Raw genomic sequence first — 24,798 nt, 5'->3', positions numbered from 1 at the left:
GAACCCCGCCCAGCGCACGGAGGCGCACCCTTGTCCACGCACCTGCCCGACCGCATCATCATCGACCTCGAAGAAGAGGGCGAGTTCCTCACCGACGACCAGCCCGGACCCACTCGGGACGGCCACACCACCGACCGGCCCGGCAACGGGCCTGGCAAGAGTGATTCCCAGGGCGGCACCCGGCCGGGCACCAGCTCCCGCCTGGCCACCGGCCTGCTCACCCTGGCCCGCCGCGAAGCCGCCGCCATCCGCACCGGCGCCAGAGTCCTTGCCGCCGAGCGCGCCGCTTGGCTCAACGCCTCCGCGGAAACGCCCGCCCACCTGCGCGCCGCCTTCCTCAACCACCGCTACAACACCTGGATCTCCCGCAAGGACAGCGAGGTGCAGAGCCTGGAGGAGAAGGCCGCAGCCCTGGACAAGCGGGCGACCGGGCTCGACCGGCAGGCCGAGCAAATGCTTACCACCGCGCCCGCAGACCCCGAGGGCACCGCCAAACGGGCCGACGGTCTGCGGAAGGAAGCCGCCCGACTGCGGAAGGAAGCGGCGGGGTGGCGGAAGCAGGCCCGCGAGGCTGCTCAGCGGCCCTACACCGGCCACCAGGAGCCCGGGGAGATCGAGTTGAAGCGGCACCGCGGCCGGACCGCCCGGCGCCGCTGGGCGTCCACTGCGGCCCTCGGCCTGGCCATCGGCTGGGCCGAGCTCCGCATCGGCGGCATGCTCCCCGCCCTCACCGCGACCGGCGCCACCACCGTCGCGTGGGCGAAGGGAAGGTTCCCCGGCTGGCGCCGCGAGCTCCCCGAAGTCCCCCCGCTCGCCTACGAACTCGACACCGGCTCCGGCTCTGGTACGACCGGAACGGACCAGACGCCGCCGGCCGGACAGGCCGACACGGCCGACCCCGGCGACACAGGTAAGCCGTTCCCCATCCACGACGTGACCAGCCCCGCCATGGCCACCGAGTGCGTCCGGCGAGCCCTGCTCACCGAACGCATCCCGCTCGCACACGTCGACGACGCTGTCTCGTACTCGTGGGGATGGGAGTCGGTGGTCCGGGTGTCCGAGGGAACACCGGGCGTCATCGCTGACAAGCTCGGGGACCTGGAGACCCGCTTCGACGTCGGCGACGGGGACGTGATCCTCCAGCCCAACCGCAAGCGCACCGCCGAAGCCCTCCTGCGCGTGGTCACCGGCGACCTGTTCGGCGAGATGAAACCGCCCCCGTACCGGGCACCGCACTCGGTCGACATCACCCAGGCCGGCGTCTTCGGGATGAGCGCGGACGGAACCGACCTCGCCTTCTCCCTCGCCGAGCTGATGGGCGAGGTCATCGCCCGCTCAGGCGGCGGCAAGTCCACCATCATGCGGGCCCTGCTCGACTGGACCACCGCCGCCCACAACGCGACCACCGTGTTCCTTGACCCGTCCGGCGACGGACCCGGCCAGTTCACCGACGCGGTCAAACTCACCGCCACGGGCCCGATCCAGATCGAGTTCATCCTCCTCTCGCTCTACCGGCTCGCCGCCGGCCGCGCCCGGATCCGCCGCAAGCTCGGCATGGGCGACGCCTGGACATGCACCCGGGAGCACCCGGCGGTCATTGTTTTCATCGACGAGTTCCCCAAGCTCACCAAGCGCAGCAAGCAGATCATCGCCGAGCTGATGCTGGTCGGCCGGAAGGAAGGCGTCTGGGTGCTCTTCGCCGCCCAGGGCGCCACCAAGGAACTCCTCGGCAGCAACATCGCCCAGCACCCCGCACTCAAAATCGTTGGTGCGTGCCGGGACGTCGACACCACCGGCGCCCTGAGCAGCGGCGCGGCCGACTTCGGCTACCTGCCCCACCGGCTCCGCCCCAAGTCCGGCAAGGAACTCAACCACTGCGCCCAGACCTACATCGTCGGGGCACCGGGCCTGTCCGAGGACCCGATGCTCCACAAATGGCACTACATCCCCGACGACGAGGGCGGCCGACGGGCGGCCGAACGGCTCGCCGCCGGCCTCGTCGACGTCGACCAGGCGTCGATCGACGCCGCACTCAAGGCCCCGAACCCACCCGGCCTCAAGTTCGCCGACGAGGAAGAGGAGTACCTGCACTACATGCCGTGGCCCGACCTCCTCACCATGGCCGCCGAACCCGACGACTACGAGGACGAAGACGGCGAGGAGTCCGAAGACACCGGCGCGGACCTGCCCCCGGTCCTGCGGACGATCCGGGACGCGTTCGAAGCCGCAGGGGACCCCGAGTTCCTGCTCACCGATCAGGTCCTGGAGCAGCTCGCCATCACCGGCCCCGAGTGGCGTCAGTGGGACGACAAGGAGCCTGCCGACCGCCGCCGCGAGGGAGCTAAGAAGATCGCCCGGGAGCTCAAGAAGACCGGCATCGACACCCTCAAGACCGTCCGCCGGACCGACCTCGACAAGGAGAACCCTCCCTCTGGTTTCCTCCTGGAGCACGTCGAAGCAGCCATCGACAACATCCCGTGAAATCACGCAACGTGACGACCGGCAGTCGACGCTGATCTGTCGCTGATCCGTCTCCCACCTGTCGCCGATCCCCTCTGATCCGTCCCGCGAGACAGATCAGGGACAGATCGGCGACAGATCAAAAATGGATCACCACCTGCGGAAACAGATCAGACGGATCAGATCCCGAACACCCCCCTCAGACGGCACTGGAGCCCCGCCCAGGCCGCTCTCAGGCCGTAGCGGCCACCAGCAGCCTCTGATCCCCACCCCTCCAACCCAAGGGCGACACACAGTGACGAAGAAGCCTCTGGCTCGCCCCACCCCGCCCACCCGCGCGACCGCGGTGAACAACGCGGAAACCCCCAAGGTTCGAAGCCGCTGACGCGAACTCTGTCCGCGTGCTGCCGCTGCCAGTTCAAAAGACCGCCCAGCACCTCAGCACTCCACGACCTGGCCGCGACCGCGGCCGCGGAACTCGCCCACCACTGCCGGAAGGACACCCACGCATGAGCATCACGATCCGGAACACGTACGGCACCGCGCACAACGTCAGCGAGACCAACCCGGCCCACGTCACGAGCTGCGACTACTACCGGCTGCCACTCGTCGGCACCATCGCCCCCGGCAACCCCGGCTACGAGGACATGGTCGAGGTGCTGAAGGACAACGGCCACGACACCCGCCCCGAGGGATACGGGCTGATCTTCCTCGAGTCCGAGGAGTTCAGCGCGACGTACTTCGGGTCGATCGAGCAGATCGAGAAGTACAAGCGCGAGAACATCGACGGCAAAGCGACCTTCGACACCTCGCAGGGCGTCATGTACGCCCAGTGGCCCCACGGCAAGGGCTGGGACGACTTCGTCCCCCGCGTCTTCTGGAACCAGGCACAGCGCGGCGCGATCACGGACGGCGTCGGCCTCGTCACCGCCTTCGAGCACCCGGTGACCCCGGGCGCCGAGGTCATCGTCTACGAGTTCGAAGGCGCGTGGATGCCCAAGAGCGGCCCGAAGCAGATGGTCACCTACCACTGCACCGCCTGCCACATGGACACGTTCCACGACGGCGGGCACGTGCACGAGAACACCGGCCCCGACAGCCGCCGCTGGACCGCCCGACAGGCCCGCCAGCACATCATCAGCGCCGCCCGCCACGGCATTGGCGACAAGAGCGCCTGCCGCCCCGACAACGGCGAGATGCTGCGCGTCGTGAACGCGGTCGCCCGCGACATGTGGGGCACCACGGGCAACTCCCTTCCGGACACCGACGACGCGTACTGCGCCACCAAGGGCCCCTGCTCGATCATCCGCGAACTGCGCGCCGGCGTCCGCCCGCCCGTCTACCGCGCCTGACCGACTGGCCACGGACGACCCGCGGTGCACCAAGTGAGCCACCGCTGACCGGCCCGCTTCCATCGGCCCCGGACCCCGCGCCCGGGACCGGTGGTGGCCGCCCGGAACCCCGCCCTGACAGCCCCGACCTCGTGTGAGGAGACGCCGTGTATTTGCCCTGGATGAGCCGCTCGGAACGCAAGCGATGGAAGGCCGCCCGCTCGCTGACCGATCTCGGACAACTGGCCGCCGACTGGTGGGAGGGCTCCGTGCGCCACCTGCCCGGACACCGCGCCAGCCATCGCCCCCACCCCGCGCTCGCCGACCACACCGCGGTTCTCGCCGCCGCCAACCGCGCCGGGTTCCTCGCCGTGGCCGCGCAGGCCGGCCTCGGTGACGGCCCGCTGCAGCAGAAGACGGCGGTGCAGGGCTTCGCGACCGACCCGGCCCTCATCCGCCGCCTGGTCGATGCCGCCGAGCAGGCGGGACTCAAGATCGTCCTCAACGACTTTCTCGACGCCGAGCACGGGCCGGGCGCCAGCATCACGGTCACCACCTGCAACGGCCAGGACGACAATGTCTTCGGCGAGGCCTTCAGCCTGGACGACATCAGGGCCATGTGGCCGCGTCTCCCCCACGCCGTGGAGGCGGTCGCACCTGCCCTGCAGATCACCCTCGCCGACCCGGAGTTCGGCCCGAGCGACCTGCTGTGGGACACGCTCGCCGCCGCGACGATCCCGGCCCCACCCGCGCCCGCCCCGAAGATCACGTGCCGGGAGTGCGGCTGCACCTACCGGGACAACTGCAGTGACGGCTGCTCCGGCGTGCAGGACCAGGACGACGGCCGCTGCGAGGCGTGCATCGACCCCAGCGTGATCACCGACTGGTCCAAGGTTCGCGACGGCGAAGAGTCCGAGTGCGCGCTGTGCGGCGCCCCGTTTTTCTCCGCCGGCAGGTACTGCACACCGGAGTGCGAAGACGCGGACGCCGACGACCCGGAAGAGGCGCCCGCGACGGCCGCAGTCCCGGCTGGAGACCCCGAAGACCCCCGACCCACCTGCCCTTTCTGAGCCCAGGAGGCCTTCTGATGGAGATCCGACCGCGCTGCAGCCTGCCGCGCCAACCCGCCGACGTGACCGCCCGCCGTCTGCGCGCCACCCTCCTGCTCGCCGCCGCCGTCCCGCTCGCCGCGGCGACGGCCGCCGCCGTGCTCAAGGCCAGCCACCTCAAGCTGTACGCCGACCGGCACCGCATCGAGATCACTGCCCGGCCCCGGCCCACTTGCCCGCGCTGCCACGGCAAGGGCGGCTGGTGGACCGGCGGCGCCTTCCCCGAGATGGAGGCGTGCGGCTGCTGGTCCAACCGGCGCGAGCTCCGCGTCCGGCTCCTCCCCGTCCCGGCCTGGGACGAGCCACCGTTCTGAACACCACCGTCCCCGGCCGGAATCCAGCCAGGAACGGGTAACGCCCGGGGCGCCCGCAGCATCCGCATGAGACCGGTCGCCCCGCACACCACTGCAGCCCGAACGTGAGATGAGGACACCCCGCATGACCGATAGCCTCAACACCATCGAGTCCCTCGCCCTGCTCGGCACCCTCGCCGCCGTCTTCGACGGCCTGCACCCGCTGTGCGACCAGTGGGTGCAACACCCCGACGACTCGGCCGCCAAGGGCATCCACGGCGACCACCTGGTCTACCGTGATGGCACCCCCGTCACCGGGAACCCCTGGCGCGGCGAACCGACGATGACCGCCTCCGCGTACGGCCGCCGAGCCGTGGCCCGGCACGTCGCCTCCTACAGCGCCGTACAACTGGCCGCGTCCGTCGCTATCACCCGAGCCCTCGGCTACCGCGTCCCGGCCAGGGCGCTGCTCGCCGGGGCCGCGATCAACGCCGCCACGCACGCCGTGATCGACCGCCGCGACCCGCTGGTCTGGCTCGCAAAGAAGTGCGGCAAGACCGGCTACCTCGAGCACGCGACCGTCGTCCGCAAGGCCTGCGAGGAGTCGCCCGAGCCGGTCCAGGACACCGCAGGCCCCGGCACCGCACTCATGGAGCTCGACCAAGCACTCCACCGCGCCATCGGCATCGGCGCCGCCGCCGTCACCACCTGGCTCGCCACCCGCAAGGCCAGTCGCCGATGAACCGCACCGGCCTGGCCGGCGCACCCTGTCCGCAGGCCGCCCGGATGCCCGCCCTGGCCACGGCCTGAGGGCTGCCTGATCCGCCCGCACCGCGCCTGTCGCCGTCGTCAAGCACGAGCGGCTGGCCCGCGCGGTCGACACAATCCTCACCGCGCTCGCCCCGCTCCTGATCGCCGCCGTCCTCGCGGTCACCGGCCGACCAGCCGACCCGCACACCCCGCCCCGGACCCCCCGCCTCCTTTCTCACGACCGAGCCAAAGGAACCCGATGAAGATCCGCATCACCATCACCTCCTTCGGACACCTCCACGGACCCCGCCCCGCCGACGCACACATCACGCTCGACCTGCGCGAACACTTCCGCGACCCGCACTGGGACACCACCCTGCGCGAACTGACCGCCCACGACCACCAGGTCATCCGCGCCGTACTCCGCACCCCCGGCATCCGCCCCATGATCGCCGCCACCGTCGCCCAAGCACAGGCATACGCCAGCGGCCCCAGCGCCGCCGAGCACCCACTGCACATTGCGGTCGGCTGCGCCGGCGGCAGGCACCGTGCCGGTGTCACAGCCCGCCTGCTGGCCCATCGCCTGCGCCGCCGCGGCCACCACGTCACCCTCCACCACCGGGATCTGCACCGGCCCGTCGTTCACCGCCCCCGATCCACCTGACGGTTCACCGCCGCCTCGGCCCCTGCATCGGACCGGGGCGGCACCGGACAACCAGTTCCGATCCACCCCTCAAGGAGAGCACCCATGAAGACCACGTTCCGCGGCACCATGCAGCCGCTCGACACGACCATCCCCGACCCCGCGCTGGCCGCCGAGGCATCCACGCCATTCTCGACGTCGAAACGGCCCTCGCCGCCGCCGACACCGCAGCCCGACTGCGTGACCGCGTCGCCGCCGGAGAGAACGTCTCAGGGCCCGCCGCCCGCCGGGCCCTGACCGCCGCCGCCCACACCCCTCGTTTCGAGGGCCGCATCGTCCTCCGCACCTTCGCCAGGAAAGCCAGCGACTTCCTCGCCCAGGACGGCATCGTGCTCTACGACAACCCCGATGCGTTCCTGATCTGCGCCTTCAAGCACGACAACGCGCTTTGCGAACCAGAACCCGGCGCGACCGCCCCACGTCAGTACGACTGCCGACCCAATTGCGGCAACACCGTCCGCACTGACACCCACGCCCGACAACTCCGCGAACGCGCCGACGAACTTGACCAGTTCGCCGCCCACGCCCCCGGACCAGTCAGCAAGCGCCTGCGGGCCAACGCCAACCGACTCCGCGAGACGGCCGCCGCCCACGACGCCACCGCACACTCCGCCGAGGCCGTCACATGAACCAGCAGCACCAGGACGAACGCGCCCGCATCCGCGAGGCCATGGACCGGCTCCTGACCGGACAAGCCATCGCCTCCAACGGCAGCCTCACGATCGTCGCCCTCGCCGCCGAGGCCGACGTCCACCGCATGGCTCTCCTCAAACGCCACGTCGACCTGAAGAACGAGTTTTACGAACGCGTTCGCGCCGAAACCCGCCAAGTCCCGGAGACCGAGAAACGACTCCGGGAAACCGTCACCAAGCTGAAGAAGACCATTGCCAATCAGAGAACCGAGATCGAAGAGCTCCGCCGGCAGGTGACCAGGCTCGCTCTCGCCAGCGCTGTGCTCACTCAAGAGGACGACAGGCAAGCTGGACACGCACTTGAACCGGACAACGTCGTTCTGTTCCGCCCGCCGAAGGCCTGAACCCGTCCAGCTCCCAGGGCTGTCATTGTGCGTGACTGCGGGAGCTGCTTCGAAGTGACAGCGGGGGTGAGCGGCGCGGGGCCTTGATGTCGTGGACCGCGCCGGGCAGTGCAGGCGGTGCCCACACCAGTCGTCCGGCGGGATCGGTAATGATCTGCACGTTCATGCCGTGCTTCTCATGTTTCCCAGAGTAGAAGGGCCGGTCGGCCGCGATTCGGTCGATCGGCAGCAGAGTGCCGTCCAGGGTCACGAAGGCCTTGGTGGACGCCGTGCAGGCCGCGGTCCGCAGCTCGGAAGCCAGCGCGGCGAGGACCGCACCCGCAGCAACCGCTTCAAGCGCTGAACACTTCGCGAAGAACCCGCTGCAGGCGGTCGCGAGCCCACAGGTCGGCAACGACAACGACGAAAGGCGGATCAGCGCGCCGGCTCAGACGTGCCTCGCGCCTGGTCGCCGCTGGCGACCACCAGGTATCCATCGCTCTCGGGGTCGAAGGTGGTGGACTGCACCGTGAGCCCGACACTCCGCAACTGCGCCACGAGGTCCTCGTACCGGTAGGGCCAGATGGACAACCGCTCCGAGCAGGCTCGCACTGCCCCATCCGGCTCGATCTGGGCGACCACGATCTCGAGGAAGTGTTCCTGCTCCCAGCGCTGCTCGATCTGCCAGTAGTAGCTGACGACCGCATCGCGGTCGTTGCGGCGGATGAGTCGATCGCGGACGTCCACCCGTGAGCCGGCGGAGCGCACGAGCTCCCAGTTGCGTGAGTGGAGCACAAGGCGTCCGCCGGGATTCAGCAGCCGCGACATCGCTTCCAGTGCGGTCAGGCGCCCGGCTGCGCCCTCGGCGTGCCCGAGCGAGTTGCCGACGCAGAACACCAGATCGAACGTGGAGTCCTCCAGGTGGTCGGGCAGCTCGTCCCAGCTCGCGCGGAGGGCTCGAAGCGAGACTCCCTGCTCGTCGGCGGCCTTCTCGGTCCGGCGAACCATCCCACTGCTGGCATCTGCGGCGACCACGTCAAGGCCAAGACTCGCGAGACCGACGGCGAGCTGGCCGGTTCCACACGCGCAGTCGAGGACGCGCGCGTTGGGCGACAGAGAGCCCACGACATCGCTGTAATAAACCGCGGCTGCATTGGCGGGGGTCAACCTGTCGTCCCCGATCAGCCACTCGTATACGTCAGAAAGCGCCCCATAACCAGCCACCGCGATAACCTCCATCACTCGACGACACGCGGGCTAGACCGCGCCTGCGATTCGGACCTTGCGCCTCGCACTGTGCCGGGCCGTATCAGCGAAGCATTGAGCAGGACCCAACCACTTCCGGCCGCTCAGACTCCACCGGATTTCGTGGGAAACCGCGACACGCCGCACCGACGCAGGTCCCTACTCCACCGGCGCCCCATCGGCCCACGATGGGGACCGCGGCCGGCCAGCGCGCGTTCACTGCCGAGCACTTTAGGCACAGCCGTCCAAACCGATTGCCGAAACCCCGCGTCCGGATGAAGGGCCGTCAGCGATCGCCTCTACTGCCGTGAGCCAACCGCGTTCACGGCCCCGCCGGGATTCGCTCGACGTGAACATTAGAACTTGACAGGGAACGCCACGAACACCGAAAAGGCCGTCCGTACCGGCCTGGTGCAGGCCGCCCGCCGTCACGGCGTGCCCGCCGTCGCGCTCCTGGTCTCCACCCCGGCCTCCGCCTGCGCCGACCGGCAGGCCGACCGCAGCCCGGACCGCGCCGTGCCCGAAGCCGTCGTACGCCGCCAGCACGCAGAAGCCGTCGCCGCCTTCCCCCACCTGCGTAGCGAGGGCTTCAACCACGTCGTCTTCGCCAACAACATCCACCGCCTGGAGCCGCTGCTCCAGCGCGCCAGCGACACCCGCCGCCGTGAGCTCGGCTGGGACGGCAGCGACGGCCTCGGCGACCTGCTCCTGGTCCGCCGCACGTTCGGTGCGGAGGTGCTGCCGCTGTGGCGGTGGCGGGACAACTCGCCGCTCGCCGGCGGCGACCGCGTCGGCGAGATCCGCCTCGGGCCCGACCACATGGTCCTCGCCCTGCGCACCGACGTCGACGGCGAGGGCGACGTGGGCTTCGACCTGCTGGTCGGCTGCCCGTACGACGACGACTGCGACGCCCGGCGTGGCAGCCGGTCTTCTCGGTCACCGACCTGCTGAAGGCGCACACCAGCGACACCGGGCTGCACCCGGACGCCGTCTGCTCCGTCCACGGCGGCCCCGACGACGTCGACCAGGAGGCCGACTACCACGACCAGGACGACGACCCCGAGGGCCGCGCGGACCTGGAAGAGCAGTTCGCGGTCGCGGTCCGCGAGTGAGCCGCGCCGCCGACGGTCCGCACCCGCACCCGCTCACCCCGGCCGAACTCCCGGCCGGGGATGAGTGGGCCCACGGCTGCCCCGACTGCCACCTCCCGATCCAGGGCGGAAGCGCCGGCCTCGCCGCGCACCGCCGCACCGTCCACACCGGCGCGGGCGACCCGCGCCGCCAGATCAACATCCAGTTATGAGCGGCCCGGCCGCTCTCACCCCCTTCTCGGAGGCCCGCATGGCCCGCAAGCCCGTCACCTGGTACATCGCCACCCCCGCCGACGGCATCATTGAGATGTCCCGCGAGGCCGGGACCCCGGTGAACCTCTCCGCCAACGTCGGCAAGGTCGTCGACCACCCCAACCCCTGCCGCAACAAGTGGTACGACGAGAGCCGCTTCTCCTACTTCCGCATGGTCAAGCGCGTCGGCGAGGCGCTGGAGGACACCGGCATCTGGCCCGTCACCTGGCCCGTCCGGCTGTGGATCGTGGAGCCGCTGGGCGAGACCGGTAACTGGAGCCAGCGCTACTACCCCTACCGGCTGCTCTCCCACCAGATCCGCGTCCTCGAGGAGACCGACGCCCACCCGGCGCTCGGGCCCGCCGGCCGCGACGTCCTGAACGTCATCCAGCAGCAGATCCCCGAGCGGGCCGCGCGCTGGGCGGCGGACTGGGACGCCGATCCCGAGGGCATGCGCGACCGGAAGTGGGACTGGGAGCAGTGCGGCGGCCCCACCTGCGGCAGCGGCCGGTGGGCGGACTCCGTCGCCACGGCGACCTCGCACGCACGCCGCGAATCGGCAGCCCAGACCTGGATCGAGCACCTCGCGCGGAAAGCCGTCGACCAGGCCCTCGCCGTCACCGACGCCAGCATGATGGCGCGCTGCTACGCCTACAGCCGCGCCACCGGCCACGCGGTCGCCGCCCAGCACCAGAACCGCTTCGAACCGTACGTCCTGGACGCGCTCCGCGGGGTGGGCCTCGACTCCCCCGCCGCCGTCGCTGCCTGACGGTTCACCGCCGCCCTCGCCCCTGCCCCTGCCCCTGCACCGAGCCGAGGCGGGGCGGGGCGGGGCCGGGCGGCACCGAACAACCCAGTTCCACGATCCACCCCTCAAGGAGAACTGTTATGAAGACGTCGCTCCGCCACCAGTACCCGATGAGCGGTACCGGCACCGGGACGCGCGACGACCCCGTCACGACCACCCCCGACACCATCCCGACGGGATGCTTCTGGTTCCTCGACCCCGACGGCACCCTCTGCCTCGCACCCGGCTGCATGGCCCGCATCCAGGACCCCGACGCGGAATGCCTGTGCGACACCCTCACCGCCCGTCACACCCACCTCAAGCAGCAGATGCGAGAACTGAAGAACCGGCAGAAGTACGCGGACACCTGGTGGCACGCCCTGCGCGCCGCAGTCGACGCCCACCCCGACAAGCAGGCCATCCTCGCCGACACCCAGCGCCGCACCCGCCGCTGACCACCCACACGCACAAACGCCCAGGGCCGCCGTAGCGCCGGCGGCCCCGGGCACTTCCAACCCATGTCGCAGATGAGAAGGAAGCCACCAGTATGACGACGACCCTGTTACCGCGTAAGGCCCTGCACATCACCGCCATGGCCCTCCCGCTGGCCGGATGGACCCTGCACACCACCGTCCTGCACCGCCGCCTCACCGCCGCTCACCGCGACCCGCTCACCACCACCTGGCGCCGCGAAGCGTTCACCACCCGGGCGCAGCGGCTGCTGGAGCGCCACTCCGACGAGGTGGTCCTGGTCCTCGCGGACGCAGACCATTTCAAGGAACTCAACGACCGCCACGGGCACGCGGCCGGGGACACCGCGCTCGCCGCGATCGGCGCCCGCCTGACCGAGTGGGCCGGGCCTCGCGGTGTCGCCGGCCGCCTCGGAGGCGACGAGTTCGCCGCCCTCGCCCGCATCGAGCCTCGCCACCAGACGCTGCGCCTGGAGCACTTGGCTCGCCTCATGACCCGCCCTGTCCCCTACGAGGACGGGTCGCTGCCGCTGGCCGTCTCCCTCGGTGCCGCCACCCCGGCCGCCGTCGCCAGCAGCGACTTGCCAACCTTGATGCGTGCTGCAGATGCGGCGATGTACGAGGGTAAATACACCGGCGACGTCGTCCGGGCCCGCCCCGACCATGCGCGTGTTCCGAGCGTCAACGGCCGTCGGGCCGGCCGCCGGGGCGCCGCGGTACGGGGGCGAGCCGCATGACGAGCGAACTCGACGGCGGCGACTGGATCCGGGGCATCACGATCCGCCAGCCCTGGGCCACCTGCATCCTCGCCGGAAAGAACCCGGAGAACAGGCCCGCCAACTGGCCGTGGCGAGGCTGGCTCCTACTGCACGCGGGCCTGAAGCTGGACCGGCCGGCCCTGCGCGACCCGCTGGTCGCCACCACGATCCGCGGCCGCGAACTCCACCGCGGCGCGGTCATCGGAATCGCCCGGCTCACCGACTGCCACCCCGACCAAGGCCCCAAGCGCTGCATCAGCCCCTGGGCGCAGCGCGACGCCCACCACCTGGTCCTCGCCAACGTCCACGAACTGCCGCTGCCCCTACCCGCCACGGGCGCGCTCCCCGCCTGGAAGCCGACGCAGGACCTCGTCGACCAAGTTCTCCAGCAACTGCCCGACCTGCGACCGTGACCCGCCGAAAAGAGCCGCTCTGGGAGCCGGGCCAGATCCCGGCCGCCGGCGGCCTGCTGGACTGTCGCGACGCCCGGCACTTCGACCGCTGGCAGGACCACCCCTGCGCGCTGTGCGGCACGCCCACCCCCATGCGCTCCCACTCCGGAGAACTCGCACACAAGACCTGCGCCGAGAACTGGATCGCCGCAAACCCGACGGAGGCACGCCGCAGAAGCCGCCACGACGACGACCACGCCTGAACTCTCGGAGGCGCCCCGTGAACCGCACCCCGTGCGACACCCGCCCCTACCCCGAACCCCCCGCCCACCCCCTCTGGCACCAGCACAGCCCCCACCCCCGGCCGCTCACGGCCAAGCAGCAGCGCCGCAACCGCGCCCTTTTGGAACTCGCGTCGCGCAGCCATCGCTCCGTCGCCGCGTAGGACCGCGGAGACTCCAGCCGCCCAGAGACCGGTCCGGAACGCCGGTGACCCTGCGGCCGCCGGACTCGAGCCAGCCATCTCCTCTGCACCCCACCCAACTCACAGAACACCGTCCTCGGAAGAAGGAGCACGAATGAGGATCGACGGCGTCGACGGTTCACACGCTGGATCGAGCAGCGGTCAACAGGGCCCACCTATCCGGGACTGATCGAACTGGTCGGCATCGCGGCCCGCGGGCGCGGCCTCGCCCCCGACGAGGTCGCGCCCGTCGCCAGGATGACCGGCACCACCCCCCGAGGCGGTGATCCGGGAGTACAAGCGCGACAACACCGCATGGGCGCAGACGCAGGCCGCGCTGGATCAGCCAGACCTGGCCCGCCTGGACACACACCTGGACGAGATTGCCCGGCAGGGCCAGGACCCGCCCTGCATCCCCTGACCACCACCCGCCCGGCGGCCGGGACCAACTGGTCCCGGCAGACCGCCGAAGCTGGCGGAACCTGCACCTGTACCCGGCTGACGACCCCTCGGTGCTTATACCCCGCATCCCGTGCGCAGTCCCCCGTGCCTGCATCGGGCCGCAGAGGCTTCTTCGACTGGGAGCGTCGCCTGTCACGGCAGTTGGTTGAATGCCTGGTCGGCATCGGCTACGGCTTCGGGGTGGACGTCGTGGGCGGTGCGACCGTCGGCGATCTTCTGCCAGTTGGTCCGGGCGAGCACCCGTTGGACCGCGAGTACCTGGGCGGCTAGCAGGCGTGCCTGGATGCCTTCGCCGAGGGCGTCTGCCAGTGCCTCTTCGTCCTCGAGCTGGTACCGCGTGAGCCGTCCTGCCAGGCTCGGTGTGGTGAACACCAGCCGATGGAACGCCACCACCTCGGGATGATTGCTGAGGCCGGTGACGGGGTCGTGCCGATCGAGGCCAGCCCGGAAGTGCCGGTGCAGCGCCGTCACCGGCTTGATGCCGGACTTACGGTCACGTACGACGCGTGCTGCCTCGCCCTGGTGGTCCGCAAACCGGTGCAGCACCAGGTCTTCCTTGGTGGGGAAGTACCGGAAGAGAGTCGGCTTGGAGATCTCGGCTGCCGCGGCGATGTCGTTGACCGAGACGCGGTCGAAGCCGCGCTCCAAGAACAGCGAGACGGCTGCGTCTCCAATGGCGTCGCGCGTCCGCTCCTTCTTGCGGGCTCGCAGTCCCGTCAACTCGCTCATCTGATCACTGTAAAGCATTTATGACCGAGTTGCTTTTTTAACCAGGTAACGTTTTCATGGCGGCATGAATCAAATAGACATTCCCCCCGTGCTCGTCACTGGGGCGACGGGCCGGGTCGGCCGCGTCGTCATCGACCAACTCCTCGACGCGGGCGTGCCGGTCCGTGCCCTCACCCGTCGCTCTGAGGCGGCGGCGTTGCTGCCGGCGAAGGTCGAGGTCTTCGCCGGTGACCTCACTGTGCCCGAGTCGCTCGATCCGGCGTTGAGTGGCGCCGGTGCGGTCTTCCTCGTCTGGACCGCCCCACCTCAGACCGCCGCGGCAGTCGTCGAGCGGCTGGCAGCCCACGTGCGGCGGGTCGTCTTCCTCTCCTCCCCGCATCAGACGCCGCACCCCCTCTTCCAGCAGCCCAATCCCATGGCGGTGCTGCACGCCGACATCGAGCGGCTCATCGCGGCCACCGGACTCGAGTCGACGATCATCCGGCCGGGGATGTTCGCGTCGAACTCGCTGGCCTGGTGGGCGCCCGCGATCCGGGCCGGCGAAGTCGTCCGGTGGCCTTACAGCGCTGCCGAGTCGGCACCGGTCGACGACCGCGCCATCGCAGCCGTCGCGGCGCGGACGCTCTATCAGGACGGATACGTCGGAGGCGACTACGTCCTTACCGGCCCCGAATCACTGACCCAAGCCGCGCAGGTGGACGCCATCGGTGACGACCTGGGGCGCCGGATCGCATTCGAGGAGATAACGCCAGACGAGTTCCGAAGCCTGTGGGAGGGTACGGTGCCCAGCTCGGCCGTCGACATGCTGCTCGCCGCGTGGAGTGCGGCGGTCGGACAGCCCGCGTACATCACCACTGCGGTGGCTGACATCCTCGGGACGGCGCCGCGAACGTTTCGCCAGTGGGCCGTTGACCACGCCATCGCGTTCACGGAGGGTTCGTAACCTCGTCGACCGCGACCTGAGCCCCAGGCCGCAGCCCTCAGTCCGCCGTCGCCCGGCCCTCGCCCCCCGGAACGTGCCGAGCGCGTGGGCGCGTGAGGCTCATGCAGCCCGAGGCATCGTGCGTATCGACAGGACGCGCGCGCCTCCGGTCCAAGTGCGCGACATCGAGCGGCGCCTGCTGGCCCGACTGAATAGTGCAGGGTTAGAACACCGCCTCTTCACCAGTCCCAGCACCGATCCCGGCGCCGTCCCGGTCACCGTCCTGCGGCACCCGGCCGCCGCGGTGACCGTCGCTGGCATCCTCAACCCTGACACAGGAACACCCGCGACCTGGGCACCCTGGCACCTGCTCACCATGAAGCCCCGCTCCCCGGCCGCGTGCCGGGGAGCGGGGCTTTTTCCGTTTCGAGCGTCTGTACGGCGTCTCAGTTCGCTATTGGGGCGAATGACGGTCAGGTGGCTGCTGCCTGCTCAGCGAGCCGGGCCCGCTTCTCGGCGCGCGGTACGGCCTTCCAACCGGGCAGGAACGCCGACAGCATCGGGTCGCTTTCGATTCTCTGTTGGGTGAGCCGCATGCCTTCGTCGATGACCGCGTCCCACTTTTCCGCGGCGAGTTCGATGCGGCACGGCAGGTCTTTGACGATCTTCGTGTCAACAGTCAGGTAGTTCGACGCCCGGCTCCTGCCGCCTCGGCCAGCAGCGACGTAGGCGTCGGGGCCGGCCTGGTCAGGAAGGAGCGAGATGAGGACGGCGTCACCGTCCTCAGCGATCTTGCGAGCCGCCTTGCTGGCCGCAGAAATCTCCGTCTTGGAGGGCGCACGTCCGAGTACGCCGATCAGTGTGCCGCGGACACTGACTGTGTCCCGGTCGGCCAGGGCGCTGCGCAGGGCTGCCAGCAGGGTCTCCGTTGTCGATGCCATGACCGTGATTGTTGCGATCGGTCAGCTCACAGTGGCGCGCTCATGGGCGTGCTCCGTGTGTGTTCCCCCATACGTGGGTCGCCCGTCGTCCGCGGTGCCACCTGGGTGAGTGCTCCGATGCCGAGCTTCGGGCCCGCACTTGTTGCGTTCAACCGAGGCGTGTCCAGGGCCACCTGCACAGACGTCGCACTACAGACAGCCCGCTCCCCCTGCGAGCGCAGAAGGAGGGGGCTGTCTGTGTGCTTGTGGACGGCATGTGGCTGGGAAAGTAGTCACAGCCATTCGGTCTGTGTACTACTCCGCAGCGGGCAGCGCCGAGCCGCGGCGCTGCCGGGCCATCTCGTTCAGTGTGTCCACGAGGATCAGGAATTGTGCATCGTCCATGCGGGCGTTGAGGAACTCGGCGGCTTGGATGGCGTTGTCGTACGGGAATTTGACGCCTGTGACTACCGGTTGCGGAGCTCCAGAACCGGGTCGCTCCTCACGAGGAACGGGTACCCCGTCCGAAGCGTCCTCCCCCAGGGCCTTGGGTGCTGACATGCCCGTCGAGTTGTTGCGCAGCGCGCTACCACTGGCACCTCCAGCCGCAGAGCGTCCCGCGTTGTTGTCCGCGGACAACAACGCGGGAGAGCTTGCCGTCGCGGATGGTGCGTCCGCGGTCACATTCGCAGTGGGGCCTTCGCTGGTGGAAGGAATGTTGTCCGCGGACAACAAGTCGCGGTTGCCGTTCGCGGCGATGGAGGATTCTGGTGCCACATCCGTAGCGGCCTCAGGCCTGGAGGCGTGTTCGTTGTCCGCGGACAACGAACCAGAGGAACCAGCTTTCGCCAATGCTTCGCGACCAGCAGCCAGAAGGCGCTGTTCCTCCGCCTTCTGTTGCTCCACGGCCTCCTTGGTGTTCGCGAGGCCGGCGAGCAGCTGCGCCGAGTCCAGGCCCGGGTCCTCTTTGAGGCGTCGGGCCAAGGAACGTCCGTCTCGCTCTGAAACCTCGCCAGCGCTGAGCATCGCCTGGATCTCCGACGGCAAGGTCAGCAGGGCCAGCTGGTTGGTGACCCAGGACCGGTCCTTGTTGAGCCGCTTGGCGGCCCGGCTCCGCGCTCCCCGGTCGCCGCCGTCCTCTGCGCAGACGCTGACGAGTTGCTCCACACCTCGGGCCCGCTCGATGACGTCGAAGTCCTCACGGTCGAGGTTCTCCGCCAGGAGGTGATCGACGAAGTCTTCCCGCGTCGTGGCCAGATCGTCTCGGACCACGAAGTCGAGTCTGTCCAGACCCACATGGACGGCGCTACGGAATCGGCGCTCACCGTTCACGAGCACGTAGAGCGCGTCTGGCCCGATCGTGGTCTCATGCGCAGGCCACAACTTCAGGTAGGCCTCGCGGGTGACAGCCACGCACGCGGCAAGCTGTGCCTCGCGCAACTCCTCGCCGAAGCGCGCCTTCTCCTCGTCAGAACCGAAGTTACGACGCGGGTTGAGCGGTGTGGGCGCTACCTGATCGAGGGAGAGCCGCACCAGCTCGTACGCCGGAATCGCCCCCTCGGTCAGTGCCTTCGCCCTCCCCCGCGCACTGCGGCTGCGGGTACGTCCGAACGAGGAACTCTCGCCAACCTTGTCCGCGATGCTCATCCCTGAATCCTCCTGGCGATCGATCGCAGGACGTTTGCCTGCTCACAGTCCGGCTCATAAGCCAGCAACGGCTCCTTGCGACGAACCGCCTCCCGTTGCTCCTTGAGCTCTGGGACGATGCCGAGGACCGGCTCTTCCATGCTCTGCCAGGACTGGAGTGACGAGGTAGCGATGAAGCCATTGCGCGCGTCGTAGAGGTTCACGACGAAGCCCAAAGTGGCGATCTCCACCTTCAGGTCCTCGCACAGATCGTCCATCTGGTCGGCGAGCATGTCGTACGCGTCGCCGGAGGTGTCCTCGGCCTGGACCGGGATCACGATGCCGGACTGTCCGGACTCCTCGCCCTCGCGAGTGCGCCCGTAGTACAGGGCGGTGTCCATCGTGTAGCCCAGGCTCGGAGGACAGTCGACGACGATGAAGTCGAAGTCCTGTTCCAAGTCGGCCAGTACGCGCTCAAGCGCGGTCTCCTTGATCCGGACAGCGCGGGTGGTGGCGAGCTTCGCGTCCAGCAGGAACGCGTCCTTGCACGCGGGGAGCAGCCACAGCCGGTCTTCGAAGTCGCCACCCTTTATCGCGACGAGCAGCGCCTGGAGATCACCCTCAGCGTCGGCCAGCATGTGCTTGGCCAGGCTGGCCGCGCCGATGTCGAGCATCTCGTATCCGAGCTGCCGGGTGAGGTGTCCCTGCGGGTCGAAGTCGATGAGCAGGGTGCGCTTGCCGGTCTCCGCCAGTGCCTGAGCGACGCCGGCCGATACTGAGGTCTTGCCCACGCCGCCTTTCTGGTTACCAAACACCAGGCGCCGTGCACCGGTCGTCCGCGGGGGAGCCGGGCGAGGGGAGGGATGGGCGTCGAGCCAGCATCGGATCGACTGAGCCATCCCCTGGTTGTAGGAAATCTTGCGGGACTTGCAGGCGCTCTTCAGCTTCTCGTACAGCCCGGTCGGCAGGTACGTCGAGAACGAGGCGCCGCCACTGGTGTCGACGACCGGATGGTCCTTCAGGCCCATCCACGCGGTGACACCCCCGGTCACCGCGTCTTGGATGTCAACATCCAACTCGGCTGCTCGTACCTTGAGTTCGCGACGAAGAGGTGACGGCAGCTTGGCAACTACCTTTTCACGATCTTCAGGGCTATATGGAACAGTCATGGCGCTACCTTAGTACCGCCCAATGGGTTACAGGTGACTTCTCGGCCCGTGTCGCTCCCCCGCCCGAGTCATGCCGACATTCCTGGTGCCGATCCAGCGGACGAGCCAGCACCGTAACCACACCCCACCCCGCCAATGGGCCGACCAACTCAAGCCGAGGGACGTGTCACGCCGCCTGACGCCGCGCGCCGACGTACACGCATGGGAAACGGCGCACAGGCCCGGCCACCCTCCTCGGGTGACCGGCTCTCCCTCTGTCCGCCGACTTCAACGCCCGGCGTCAATGCCTTTCCAGCCGTGCCCAAGCCCGCGGCGCCGGGCCTGCGTCGCGGGGCAGTTCCGATCCGGGCGGGTGTTCAGCGCGTCGATCACCTGCCGGGCAGTAGTCGGGGTGAGCCCAGCGGATACGTGCCCAGAGGCGAGGACCCGGGCGTACGTCCCCGGCCCGTAGGCGGCCAAGGCCACCGCGAGCGAGGCCGCAGCCGTCTCGGCAGGCCCCGCGCCCCACCGGCCTTCGTCCTCGGCAGCGGAGTCCTGGCGGGGGAGTGCACGGCGGGCGGCGAGGAGCACGGCGAGAGCCTGGGCCTGGGCTGCGCCCAGAGTGACAGTCAGCAGGGCGGGGCCGAGCTGGTGAACCCGGTGCCCGGCGAGGCCGTGGGTGGCGAGAGCCCGCCGCAGGCCCATGCTCAGCACCGCCGGGTCCTCCGCGCGGCCGGGGTGTGCTCGGCGCGTTCACGCAGCACGGCGACGGCAGCCGGGATGACCTCCAGGAGCTCGGCAGCCTCCGGACTGAGCTCGGACAGTGCCTCGGCGAGTACCTCCGGTGCCGTGGCCGCGTCCTCGACGGTGCCGCTGCTCCGTCGCTCCGGCCCGGCGGCGTCGGCGAGAGCGCACACGGCGATCACCGCGCTCTCGGCCACCGTGCCGAAGCGACCTACCGGGCGCATTGAGCGTCAGTGGGAGCTTCGGCGGTGCGCGCTTAGGATCGTTCCTGACGAAGTTTCGGAGGCCCCCTCCGTATCGCCGCAGCGGAGGGGGCGACGAGACCAGGTCCGCTTGCTTCCCCCCCGGTCGCCACTCGCAGAACTGCCGCAGGCGATGGCTATCTACTCATTGCCTCGTTCGCGGCCAATGCCGGGCTGCCGCACCCACGTGACCTGGACTTCCCGTTGTCGGTGCACGTGTCGGTCGCCATCGCCATCTGCCTGGTCGTTGGTGCGATCGGCGTGTCAATTGTCTGGAAGGCGGGGGAGACCAGCTCGTACTGAAGAACACGGCTGTCCGCGCGGGCCGCCCTCGTCCAGTACCGCCTCGGGGGCCAGCCGAGGGTGTCTCGCACCTCAAGGCCCCCGTCGGGCCGCCATCCTGTGGCCGGATCGCCCTCATCATCCGGGCCCGGCACGGTATGACATGAGCGCCACGCGATAGCTGAGAGGGAGAGTGAAGGCATGCGCGCGCTGCTGCTCGTTCTGCTGGCAGCCACGGCCTGGACAGCCTGGTACTGGAGCCGGTTCCCCGGCAGGTGGATCTTCACCTTCAGTGCGAAGTACGCAGATGAGCGGGCGCAGCTCGCGGACTGCCGACGGAACCTGCGCGAGGTGGACAAGACAGCCGCCCGGACGGAGAAGTCCGCCCGCGACAGGGCCAACGCGGAAGAAACCAAGTACCAGCAGGATATCCAGGCACTGGAACACGAAATCGAGGGGCTGCTCCACCCTGGCCTCGGTAGGCATCTGAAAGGTCCGATCGGCGAAATCACGTTGTATGAGCACGGGGTGAAAGTGGCTGGCAGGACAAAGCCGATCCCGCTTGCTGGGCTACAGGTCCAGTTCAGATCTGGCCCGAACCACGTGATCGACCTGGTAGAGCCCAGCCGCCGGATTCACCGGGCGAAGTACCCACTGCGCCGACCACCGGACAACGAGGAGACACCGTTCTTCACTGAGGAACAGCTGAGCGATTTCGCAGTCGAGATCCAGAACGCGGCCGCGGATGAAGACGAGTTCCGGACACACCGGAAAGTACGCCTGCCACGTGCACGACAGGAACTCGACAAAGCCGAGAAGAACACCGCATCCCGGGATGCCGCCCTCAAGAACCTCGAACGTGTCTGTGCCCAACAGAAGCGTGATCCCCGCCGCAAGGAGGCCCTCGCCGCGCTGGAAGTCCGGCGCGATCGATGGCAGGAACTCACTGGGAAACGCCCCCCGCAGTAGGTGAACCGACTGGTCGGTCCCTGCGCGGGCCAGGCACGGGCCCGGCGTCGACCGGGGCCTGATTGACCGCGTCCTGCCCGCGCAGGTGGGTGGAGGCGGTGTTGCCGTCGGCTTTCGACCCGGCGGCACGCGGCCCGGGCGCTCGGCAGTTCTGCGCTGTGCTCGGCGCAGGTGCTGCGCGAACCGTCGGCAAGGCATTACGAGTTGCCTGGTGAATGGAACTGCTGGGCATGTGGTGCCATCAACGCCGCGCCCGATATGACGTACAGGCATCCGCGCTCACCCCAAGCCGTCCTGGGCTGCTGAGCTCCTGGAGCCGGATCCTTTGCCCGTTCCGAACACCAGCAGGGGGCCTCGGGCCTCGTCCGTAGTTTGTTCTATGTCCAGGGTTCGGTCGCTTGAGTCGCTTTGGTCGCTGTGCGGGACGTCAGAGCGGGAGCGTTATGCCGAGATCTCGCATGGCGCTGGACGGAGGGCTGCCTTCGGAGCGCTCGGTCTTCCTGCCCTTGGCCCGGGGTGTGAGTGTCTGGGGATCGATGGCTTCGGCTGGTGCGGAGCTGGCGTAGAGGCCTTCGGGTTGGCTGTCGCGATCGTGGGGGAGCAGCCAAAAGACGCGGCGGCGGAAGGTACCGGAGGCGCGGGAGGCCTTGGCATCGCTGGTGAGGGTGGCGTATCCGACCATGCGGCCGTCGCGGTGGTAGGGGGGTTTGCCGACGCGGGTGGGTAGGCGGTCGAGGCTCTGCCGGACGTAGTCGAGGCGGGAGATGTCCTCGAGCCAGACGAGTTCGGCCTCGTGTTTGAGATCGTTCTCGCTGATCAGGGAACTCATGCCGTCTCCTCCTGGGCGAGCAGTCCGATGCCAGGGTAGTACTTTCTCGAGTTGGACAAGATCATCTGTTTCGGGGAGGACAGCCCGAGAAGTTCGCGGGCCCGGGCGGCGAAGGTGCGGTTGCTCATTGCGAGGCAGCCTTCGCTGCTGCACCAGGCACGGTAGGCGTCGTAGAGGGTTTTCTGTTCAGTGCGGTAGTCGGGGCCTTGGACACAGGCTTCGTCGAAGAAACGGCCGGTGTGGTCCTCGGTTTCGGCGTAGGCGGTGGTGGCGATGCGGACCTTGTCCGGGCCGGTGAGGTCTCTCTCGCCTTCGAGGTAGCGGCGGGTGCCGTCGATGAGCCAGTTGAGGATGCCAGGGCCTTCTTCGGCGACGAGGATGTCAGCGAGGTTATCGATGCGCCGGTCGTCGGAGACGGTGCGCTCGAAGGGGATCAGCCTCATGCGCCGCCAGAAGGCGAAGCCGCCGGTGCCGACTTCGGGTCGGTGGTTGCCCAGCAGCCAGAGCTTGTGGGTGGGGTTGAAGGAGAAGAAGTCCTGTCGCATACGGCGGGCCTTGATGCGGTCGCCGCCGGTGAGGTGCTTGACGCGGGCTTCGTCGAACTTGTCACCGGGCTTGACCTCGGAGCAGACGACGACGCGTCGCCCGTGGAGTTCTGCGAGGTCGGTGGGGTGGCTTTCGTAGAGGCGGGCCATGAGGAAACCGGGTGGGGCGGCGTCGGCGTAGTCGCCGAGAAGTTTCATCGAGACGTCGAGAAGGACGGATTTGCCGTTCTTGCCGGCACCGAAGAGGAACGGCATGACCTGTCCGCCGACGTCGCCGGTGATGGAGTAGCCGAGGAGCAACTGCAGGAAGGCGATCATCTCGGTGCCTTCGGCGTCGTCGCCGAAGGTGTCTGTCAGGAACCGCTGGAACCTCGGGATCGGCATGGTGGCCGGTCCCACGGTGGTCGAGCGGGAGTGGAAGTCCTTGTTCGGGTCGGGTTTACGCAGGAGCCCGGTATGCAGATCAACGATGCCGGCGGGGGTACACAGGGCGTACGGGTCGGCGTCGAGGTGCTCGGCCTTGAGAACCATGCCTGGGGCGGACTTGGCCTGGGCGAGCATCGCGTTGATGCCTGAGGTGCTAAGTGCGCGTCGGCGGTGCTTGCGGAGGGCTTCGACAAGGTGCTCGCCTGTCGGGTCGGTGGTCGCGAGGTGCTCGCCGATTTCGCCTGCCGCCCAGATCACGGCGTCGTCTTCGTCTACCTGCCAGCGGGTGGTGTCCCAGCGGTACCAGCCCAGGCCGGGGACGTACCGGAAGTCGGTCTGGTAGAGCTTCACGAAGAGTTTGGCGTTGCCTCGGTCGGTGAGAGAGCCGGGGATCAGGCCGTGTGCGGTCGCTCCCATGGCCGTGGGTGTCGGGTTGTCGGTGGTCTGCTGGGGCGGCAGGACCGGAGTGGATTTCGCGATGATCTGGGCGGCTAGGTCATGGGGGTCGAAGTCGAAGAGCATATTCGGCTCGTGGCCGGAGGAGCTGGTCATGGGCGGCTCCCGGGGTGAAGGGGGCGTCGGGCGCCTGCGGTCATACCGCCGCGGATGATTGCCTCGGCGCGGCGGTCCTGCCCGGGGCGGGTATGGCGGGCCGTTTCCATGAGGGCGTCTCGGGCGTCGTGCTCGGTGAGTTGTCCGCTGGCGACCAGTCCGCCAAGCGTGAAGGCCGCCCGGTTGAGCTTCTCGGAGAACCCTGCTCCTTCGGGGGTGCCGGCGCAGTCGGCGACTTCGGCAAGGACCTTGGTAACAGCGGCAACAACGGGGTTGCCGCCGTGGCGTGCGGCCGCGACGGCCTGGCGGGCACGGCCGGGCACGGGGCGCGGGGCCGGTACGTGCGCGGCGGGGAGGTGGTGCGTGCGCTGGAGTTCCTGGGCCAGCCAGGCCGGAAGTGGGGCAGGGGTCCGTACGGTGCCGAGCGGTGTGTAGAGGCCTGCCTCGGTGGTGGTTCCGGGCGCGATGATGTATCCGCCGTCGGCCCGCACGTCGACCTGCCAGGCGAGAGCCCGGGTCTTGCCGGAGCCGGAGGAGCACTGCCAGCGACGGGTGTCGGTGCTGCGGTACCAGACGTGCAGGCCGCCCGAGGGTGTTCGGACCCTGAGAGTTGTGACGTCGTCGGCGGGGCTGTGTTGCCCACGAAGTGCGGCAAGGACGGCCAGGGTGTGGAAACCGGTGGTCATCTGGGAGACGTCGATGTCCTCGGCGATGTCGATGCCGGGCAGAAGCCGATTCCTGGAAGGGGGTGGCGCGGGGTGGGCGTCGATGTCGATGACGACGAGGTTCGCCGGCCCGCAGGCAACGGCGACGCCCATCTGCGGGCGTGGTCCCCACCACTGCTGGATGCGGTTGCCGTCGAGGGTCGCGGCGTAAAACCCGTGGCACCAGCGTCCTGCGGCCCGGCAGGGACAGGCATGGTGGTCATGCCCAGGCTCGCGGCAGGCCGGACAGTTCGCAGCGGGGGTCTTCCTGCCTGGGGCGAGTGGATGCACGGGCCAGCCGTTGCTTGCGCACCAGTGGGCGAGCGTGAGTGCGTTCGGGCCAGTGACTTCTGAGTCGCTGGAGGAAACCCGCAGGTCAGCAGGCATCTCGTTCCCCCAATAGCGACTGAAGCGACTCAACAACGGAGACAGACTAGCGAAAACGCGCGTTCGATCAGGTCATCTCGTCGACAGGCGAGTCGCGACAGGTTGGGGCTTAGCGACTGAAGGTATGGGTGAGTGACTGAGTCGCTTCGGTCGCTGGCTTGAGTCACTGGAAGAAACCGCAGGTCAGAAGGC

At 69.1% G+C, this 24,798-nt stretch carries 29 protein-coding genes and 1 pseudogene; 19 read left to right on the top strand and 11 right to left on the bottom strand.

Translation table 11 applies throughout. The features are described 5' to 3' along the window. Window positions 1-30: 30 nt before the first annotated feature. The 9 genes from ACFYY6_RS26975 (at window position 31) to ACFYY6_RS26935 (ending at window position 7,682) form a co-directional block, all read left to right on the top strand. Window positions 31-2,481: a hypothetical protein gene (locus ACFYY6_RS26975; RefSeq protein WP_389195594.1), complete on the top strand. Its 2,451-nt coding sequence runs from the start codon at window positions 31-33 to the stop codon at window positions 2,479-2,481. A 488-nt stretch (window positions 2,482-2,969) separates the two neighbouring features. Next, a complete protein-coding gene (locus ACFYY6_RS26970; protein ID WP_351521489.1) occupies window positions 2,970-3,812 on the top strand; it encodes a hypothetical protein in 843 nt (280 codons plus the stop codon). Between the two features lie 161 nt (window positions 3,813-3,973). Continuing rightward, complete coding sequence (locus ACFYY6_RS26965) at window positions 3,974-4,861, top strand: DUF6919 domain-containing protein (RefSeq protein ID WP_351521488.1); 888 nt, start codon at window positions 3,974-3,976, stop codon at window positions 4,859-4,861. Between the two features lie 17 nt (window positions 4,862-4,878). Continuing rightward, on the top strand, window positions 4,879-5,214 hold the full coding sequence (locus ACFYY6_RS26960; RefSeq protein ID WP_389195590.1) for a hypothetical protein: 336 nt from the start codon (window positions 4,879-4,881) through the stop codon (window positions 5,212-5,214). A 124-nt stretch (window positions 5,215-5,338) separates the two neighbouring features. Beyond that, a complete protein-coding gene (locus ACFYY6_RS26955; protein ID WP_389195587.1) occupies window positions 5,339-5,935 on the top strand; it encodes a hypothetical protein in 597 nt (198 codons plus the stop codon). A gap of 273 nt (window positions 5,936-6,208) precedes the next feature. After that, window positions 6,209-6,607 (top strand): ATPase, encoded by a 399-nt coding sequence (locus tag ACFYY6_RS26950; protein ID WP_389195935.1) that lies wholly within the window; start codon window positions 6,209-6,211, stop codon window positions 6,605-6,607. An 84-nt stretch (window positions 6,608-6,691) separates the two neighbouring features. Beyond that, a complete protein-coding gene (locus ACFYY6_RS26945) occupies window positions 6,692-6,883 on the top strand; it encodes a hypothetical protein (protein WP_351521483.1) in 192 nt (63 codons plus the stop codon). Between the two features lie 92 nt (window positions 6,884-6,975). Beyond that, complete coding sequence (locus ACFYY6_RS26940; RefSeq protein WP_351521482.1) at window positions 6,976-7,275, top strand: hypothetical protein; 300 nt, start codon at window positions 6,976-6,978, stop codon at window positions 7,273-7,275. After that, entirely contained in the window at window positions 7,272-7,682 is a 411-nt protein-coding gene (locus ACFYY6_RS26935) for a hypothetical protein (protein ID WP_351521481.1), read from the top strand. The genes ACFYY6_RS26940 and ACFYY6_RS26935 overlap by 4 nt, the downstream gene beginning before the upstream one ends. A gap of 70 nt (window positions 7,683-7,752) precedes the next feature. Here ACFYY6_RS26935 and ACFYY6_RS26930 read toward each other — a convergent pair. Together ACFYY6_RS26930 and ACFYY6_RS26925 are read right to left on the bottom strand one after the other, a co-directional pair. Continuing rightward, window positions 7,753-7,995 (bottom strand): annotated as a pseudogene (locus tag ACFYY6_RS26930) (transposase family protein); the annotation flags it as partial. Between the two features lie 101 nt (window positions 7,996-8,096). Continuing rightward, window positions 8,097-8,900, bottom strand: coding sequence for a class I SAM-dependent methyltransferase (locus ACFYY6_RS26925; protein ID WP_351521479.1), 804 nt, complete (start codon window positions 8,898-8,900; stop codon window positions 8,097-8,099). 369 nt (window positions 8,901-9,269) lie between these two features. On the opposite strand from ACFYY6_RS26925, the gene ACFYY6_RS26920 reads away from it, so the two are divergent. From ACFYY6_RS26920 to ACFYY6_RS26885, 8 genes are all read left to right on the top strand, one after another. Continuing rightward, window positions 9,270-9,857, top strand: coding sequence for an AAA family ATPase (locus ACFYY6_RS26920; RefSeq protein ID WP_351521478.1), 588 nt, complete (start codon window positions 9,270-9,272; stop codon window positions 9,855-9,857). 157 nt (window positions 9,858-10,014) lie between these two features. Beyond that, window positions 10,015-10,209, top strand: a complete 195-nt coding sequence (locus ACFYY6_RS26915) for a hypothetical protein (RefSeq protein WP_351521476.1) — start codon at window positions 10,015-10,017, stop codon at window positions 10,207-10,209. A 38-nt stretch (window positions 10,210-10,247) separates the two neighbouring features. Continuing rightward, window positions 10,248-11,018: a hypothetical protein gene (locus ACFYY6_RS26910; RefSeq protein ID WP_351521516.1), complete on the top strand. Its 771-nt coding sequence runs from the start codon at window positions 10,248-10,250 to the stop codon at window positions 11,016-11,018. Between the two features lie 119 nt (window positions 11,019-11,137). Then, window positions 11,138-11,491 (top strand): hypothetical protein, encoded by a 354-nt coding sequence (locus ACFYY6_RS26905; RefSeq protein ID WP_351521474.1) that lies wholly within the window; start codon window positions 11,138-11,140, stop codon window positions 11,489-11,491. Between the two features lie 92 nt (window positions 11,492-11,583). Beyond that, the gene (locus tag ACFYY6_RS26900) at window positions 11,584-12,243 is read left to right on the top strand and encodes a GGDEF domain-containing protein (protein WP_351521473.1); all 660 of its coding nucleotides are present in this window, start codon (window positions 11,584-11,586) and stop codon (window positions 12,241-12,243) included. Next, on the top strand, window positions 12,240-12,677 hold the full coding sequence (locus tag ACFYY6_RS26895) for a hypothetical protein (protein ID WP_351521471.1): 438 nt from the start codon (window positions 12,240-12,242) through the stop codon (window positions 12,675-12,677). Before ACFYY6_RS26900 ends, ACFYY6_RS26895 begins: the two co-directional genes overlap by 4 nt. Next, window positions 12,674-12,919, top strand: a complete 246-nt coding sequence (locus ACFYY6_RS26890; RefSeq protein WP_389195580.1) for a hypothetical protein — start codon at window positions 12,674-12,676, stop codon at window positions 12,917-12,919. The genes ACFYY6_RS26895 and ACFYY6_RS26890 overlap by 4 nt, the downstream gene beginning before the upstream one ends. Window positions 12,920-12,936: 17 nt before the next feature. Then, window positions 12,937-13,101, top strand: a complete 165-nt coding sequence (locus ACFYY6_RS26885; RefSeq protein WP_351521470.1) for a hypothetical protein — start codon at window positions 12,937-12,939, stop codon at window positions 13,099-13,101. A 612-nt stretch (window positions 13,102-13,713) separates the two neighbouring features. Here the strand turns inward: ACFYY6_RS26885 and ACFYY6_RS26880 are convergent. Continuing rightward, a complete protein-coding gene (locus tag ACFYY6_RS26880) occupies window positions 13,714-14,310 on the bottom strand; it encodes a TetR family transcriptional regulator (RefSeq protein WP_351521468.1) in 597 nt (198 codons plus the stop codon). Between the two features lie 64 nt (window positions 14,311-14,374). On the opposite strand from ACFYY6_RS26880, the gene ACFYY6_RS26875 reads away from it, so the two are divergent. Then, on the top strand, window positions 14,375-15,253 hold the full coding sequence (locus ACFYY6_RS26875) for an SDR family oxidoreductase (protein ID WP_389195576.1): 879 nt from the start codon (window positions 14,375-14,377) through the stop codon (window positions 15,251-15,253). Between the two features lie 452 nt (window positions 15,254-15,705). Here ACFYY6_RS26875 and ACFYY6_RS26870 read toward each other — a convergent pair whose 3' ends face one another. The 5 genes from ACFYY6_RS26870 to ACFYY6_RS26850 all read right to left on the bottom strand — a co-directional run bounded on the left by ACFYY6_RS26870 (window position 15,706) and on the right by ACFYY6_RS26850 (window position 19,894). Beyond that, window positions 15,706-16,173 carry a hypothetical protein gene (locus tag ACFYY6_RS26870; RefSeq protein WP_389195573.1) on the bottom strand — a complete coding sequence of 156 codons (468 nt, stop codon included), beginning with the start codon at window positions 16,171-16,173 and terminating at the stop codon, window positions 15,706-15,708. Between the two features lie 294 nt (window positions 16,174-16,467). Continuing rightward, the gene (locus ACFYY6_RS26865) at window positions 16,468-17,799 is read right to left on the bottom strand and encodes a ParB/RepB/Spo0J family partition protein (protein WP_351521458.1); all 1,332 of its coding nucleotides are present in this window, start codon (window positions 17,797-17,799) and stop codon (window positions 16,468-16,470) included. Next, a complete protein-coding gene (locus tag ACFYY6_RS26860; protein WP_351521456.1) occupies window positions 17,796-18,947 on the bottom strand; it encodes a ParA family protein in 1,152 nt (383 codons plus the stop codon). The genes ACFYY6_RS26865 and ACFYY6_RS26860 overlap by 4 nt, the downstream gene beginning before the upstream one ends. A gap of 267 nt (window positions 18,948-19,214) precedes the next feature. After that, window positions 19,215-19,640: a hypothetical protein gene (locus tag ACFYY6_RS26855; RefSeq protein WP_389195569.1), complete on the bottom strand. Its 426-nt coding sequence runs from the start codon at window positions 19,638-19,640 to the stop codon at window positions 19,215-19,217. Continuing rightward, window positions 19,634-19,894: a hypothetical protein gene (locus ACFYY6_RS26850; RefSeq protein WP_389195566.1), complete on the bottom strand. Its 261-nt coding sequence runs from the start codon at window positions 19,892-19,894 to the stop codon at window positions 19,634-19,636. Before ACFYY6_RS26850 ends, ACFYY6_RS26855 begins: the two co-directional genes overlap by 7 nt. Before the next feature lie 501 nt (window positions 19,895-20,395). On the opposite strand from ACFYY6_RS26850, the gene ACFYY6_RS26845 reads away from it, so the two are divergent. Further along, window positions 20,396-21,163, top strand: coding sequence for a hypothetical protein (locus tag ACFYY6_RS26845; RefSeq protein WP_389195563.1), 768 nt, complete (start codon window positions 20,396-20,398; stop codon window positions 21,161-21,163). Window positions 21,164-21,590: 427 nt separating this feature from the next. On the opposite strand, the gene ACFYY6_RS26840 is transcribed toward ACFYY6_RS26845, so the two are convergent. From ACFYY6_RS26840 to ACFYY6_RS26830, 3 genes are read right to left on the bottom strand one after another with little or no spacing between them, the layout of a single operon-like run. Beyond that, entirely contained in the window at window positions 21,591-21,992 is a 402-nt protein-coding gene (locus ACFYY6_RS26840; RefSeq protein ID WP_351521449.1) for a DUF6009 family protein, read from the bottom strand. Then, a complete protein-coding gene (locus tag ACFYY6_RS26835; RefSeq protein ID WP_389195560.1) occupies window positions 21,989-23,515 on the bottom strand; it encodes a phage/plasmid primase, P4 family in 1,527 nt (508 codons plus the stop codon). The genes ACFYY6_RS26840 and ACFYY6_RS26835 overlap by 4 nt, the downstream gene beginning before the upstream one ends. Continuing rightward, window positions 23,512-24,510, bottom strand: coding sequence for a bifunctional DNA primase/polymerase (locus ACFYY6_RS26830; protein ID WP_389195932.1), 999 nt, complete (start codon window positions 24,508-24,510; stop codon window positions 23,512-23,514). The genes ACFYY6_RS26835 and ACFYY6_RS26830 overlap by 4 nt, the downstream gene beginning before the upstream one ends. Between the last annotated feature and the right edge of the window lie 288 nt (window positions 24,511-24,798).

The organism is Streptomyces sp. NPDC001750 (genome assembly GCF_042892615.1).
Lineage (GTDB): Bacteria > Actinomycetota > Actinomycetes > Streptomycetales > Streptomycetaceae > Streptomyces.
Note: the sequence above shows the minus strand (reverse complement) of the source record. Positions and strands in the feature narration are given on the sequence as shown.

Excerpts from the sequence above, each read along its gene's own strand:
- ACFYY6_RS26870 (WP_389195573.1), bottom strand. The coding sequence starts at position 16,173 with ATGGCATCGACAACGGAGACCCTGCTGGCAGCCCTGCGCAGCGCCCTG.
- ACFYY6_RS26925 (WP_351521479.1), bottom strand. The coding sequence starts at position 8,900 with ATGGAGGTTATCGCGGTGGCTGGTTATGGGGCGCTTTCTGACGTATAC.
- ACFYY6_RS26895 (WP_351521471.1), top strand. The coding sequence starts at position 12,240 with ATGACGAGCGAACTCGACGGCGGCGACTGGATCCGGGGCATCACGATC.
- ACFYY6_RS26845 (WP_389195563.1), top strand. The coding sequence starts at position 20,396 with ATGCGCGCGCTGCTGCTCGTTCTGCTGGCAGCCACGGCCTGGACAGCC.
- ACFYY6_RS26960 (WP_389195590.1), top strand. The coding sequence starts at position 4,879 with ATGGAGATCCGACCGCGCTGCAGCCTGCCGCGCCAACCCGCCGACGTG.
- ACFYY6_RS26910 (WP_351521516.1), top strand. The coding sequence starts at position 10,248 with ATGGCCCGCAAGCCCGTCACCTGGTACATCGCCACCCCCGCCGACGGC.
- ACFYY6_RS26850 (WP_389195566.1), bottom strand. The coding sequence starts at position 19,894 with ATGCGCCCGGTAGGTCGCTTCGGCACGGTGGCCGAGAGCGCGGTGATC.
- ACFYY6_RS26880 (WP_351521468.1), bottom strand. The coding sequence starts at position 14,310 with ATGAGCGAGTTGACGGGACTGCGAGCCCGCAAGAAGGAGCGGACGCGC.
- ACFYY6_RS26875 (WP_389195576.1), top strand. The coding sequence starts at position 14,375 with ATGAATCAAATAGACATTCCCCCCGTGCTCGTCACTGGGGCGACGGGC.
- ACFYY6_RS26955 (WP_389195587.1), top strand. The coding sequence starts at position 5,339 with ATGACCGATAGCCTCAACACCATCGAGTCCCTCGCCCTGCTCGGCACC.
- ACFYY6_RS26965 (WP_351521488.1), top strand. The coding sequence starts at position 3,974 with ATGAGCCGCTCGGAACGCAAGCGATGGAAGGCCGCCCGCTCGCTGACC.
- ACFYY6_RS26970 (WP_351521489.1), top strand. The coding sequence starts at position 2,970 with ATGAGCATCACGATCCGGAACACGTACGGCACCGCGCACAACGTCAGC.
- ACFYY6_RS26860 (WP_351521456.1), bottom strand. The coding sequence starts at position 18,947 with ATGACTGTTCCATATAGCCCTGAAGATCGTGAAAAGGTAGTTGCCAAG.
- ACFYY6_RS26945 (WP_351521483.1), top strand. The coding sequence starts at position 6,692 with ATGAAGACCACGTTCCGCGGCACCATGCAGCCGCTCGACACGACCATC.
- ACFYY6_RS26900 (WP_351521473.1), top strand. The coding sequence starts at position 11,584 with ATGACGACGACCCTGTTACCGCGTAAGGCCCTGCACATCACCGCCATG.
- ACFYY6_RS26840 (WP_351521449.1), bottom strand. The coding sequence starts at position 21,992 with ATGAGTTCCCTGATCAGCGAGAACGATCTCAAACACGAGGCCGAACTC.
- ACFYY6_RS26835 (WP_389195560.1), bottom strand. The coding sequence starts at position 23,515 with ATGACCAGCTCCTCCGGCCACGAGCCGAATATGCTCTTCGACTTCGAC.
- ACFYY6_RS26905 (WP_351521474.1), top strand. The coding sequence starts at position 11,138 with ATGAAGACGTCGCTCCGCCACCAGTACCCGATGAGCGGTACCGGCACC.
- ACFYY6_RS26865 (WP_351521458.1), bottom strand. The coding sequence starts at position 17,799 with ATGAGCATCGCGGACAAGGTTGGCGAGAGTTCCTCGTTCGGACGTACC.
- ACFYY6_RS26935 (WP_351521481.1), top strand. The coding sequence starts at position 7,272 with ATGAACCAGCAGCACCAGGACGAACGCGCCCGCATCCGCGAGGCCATG.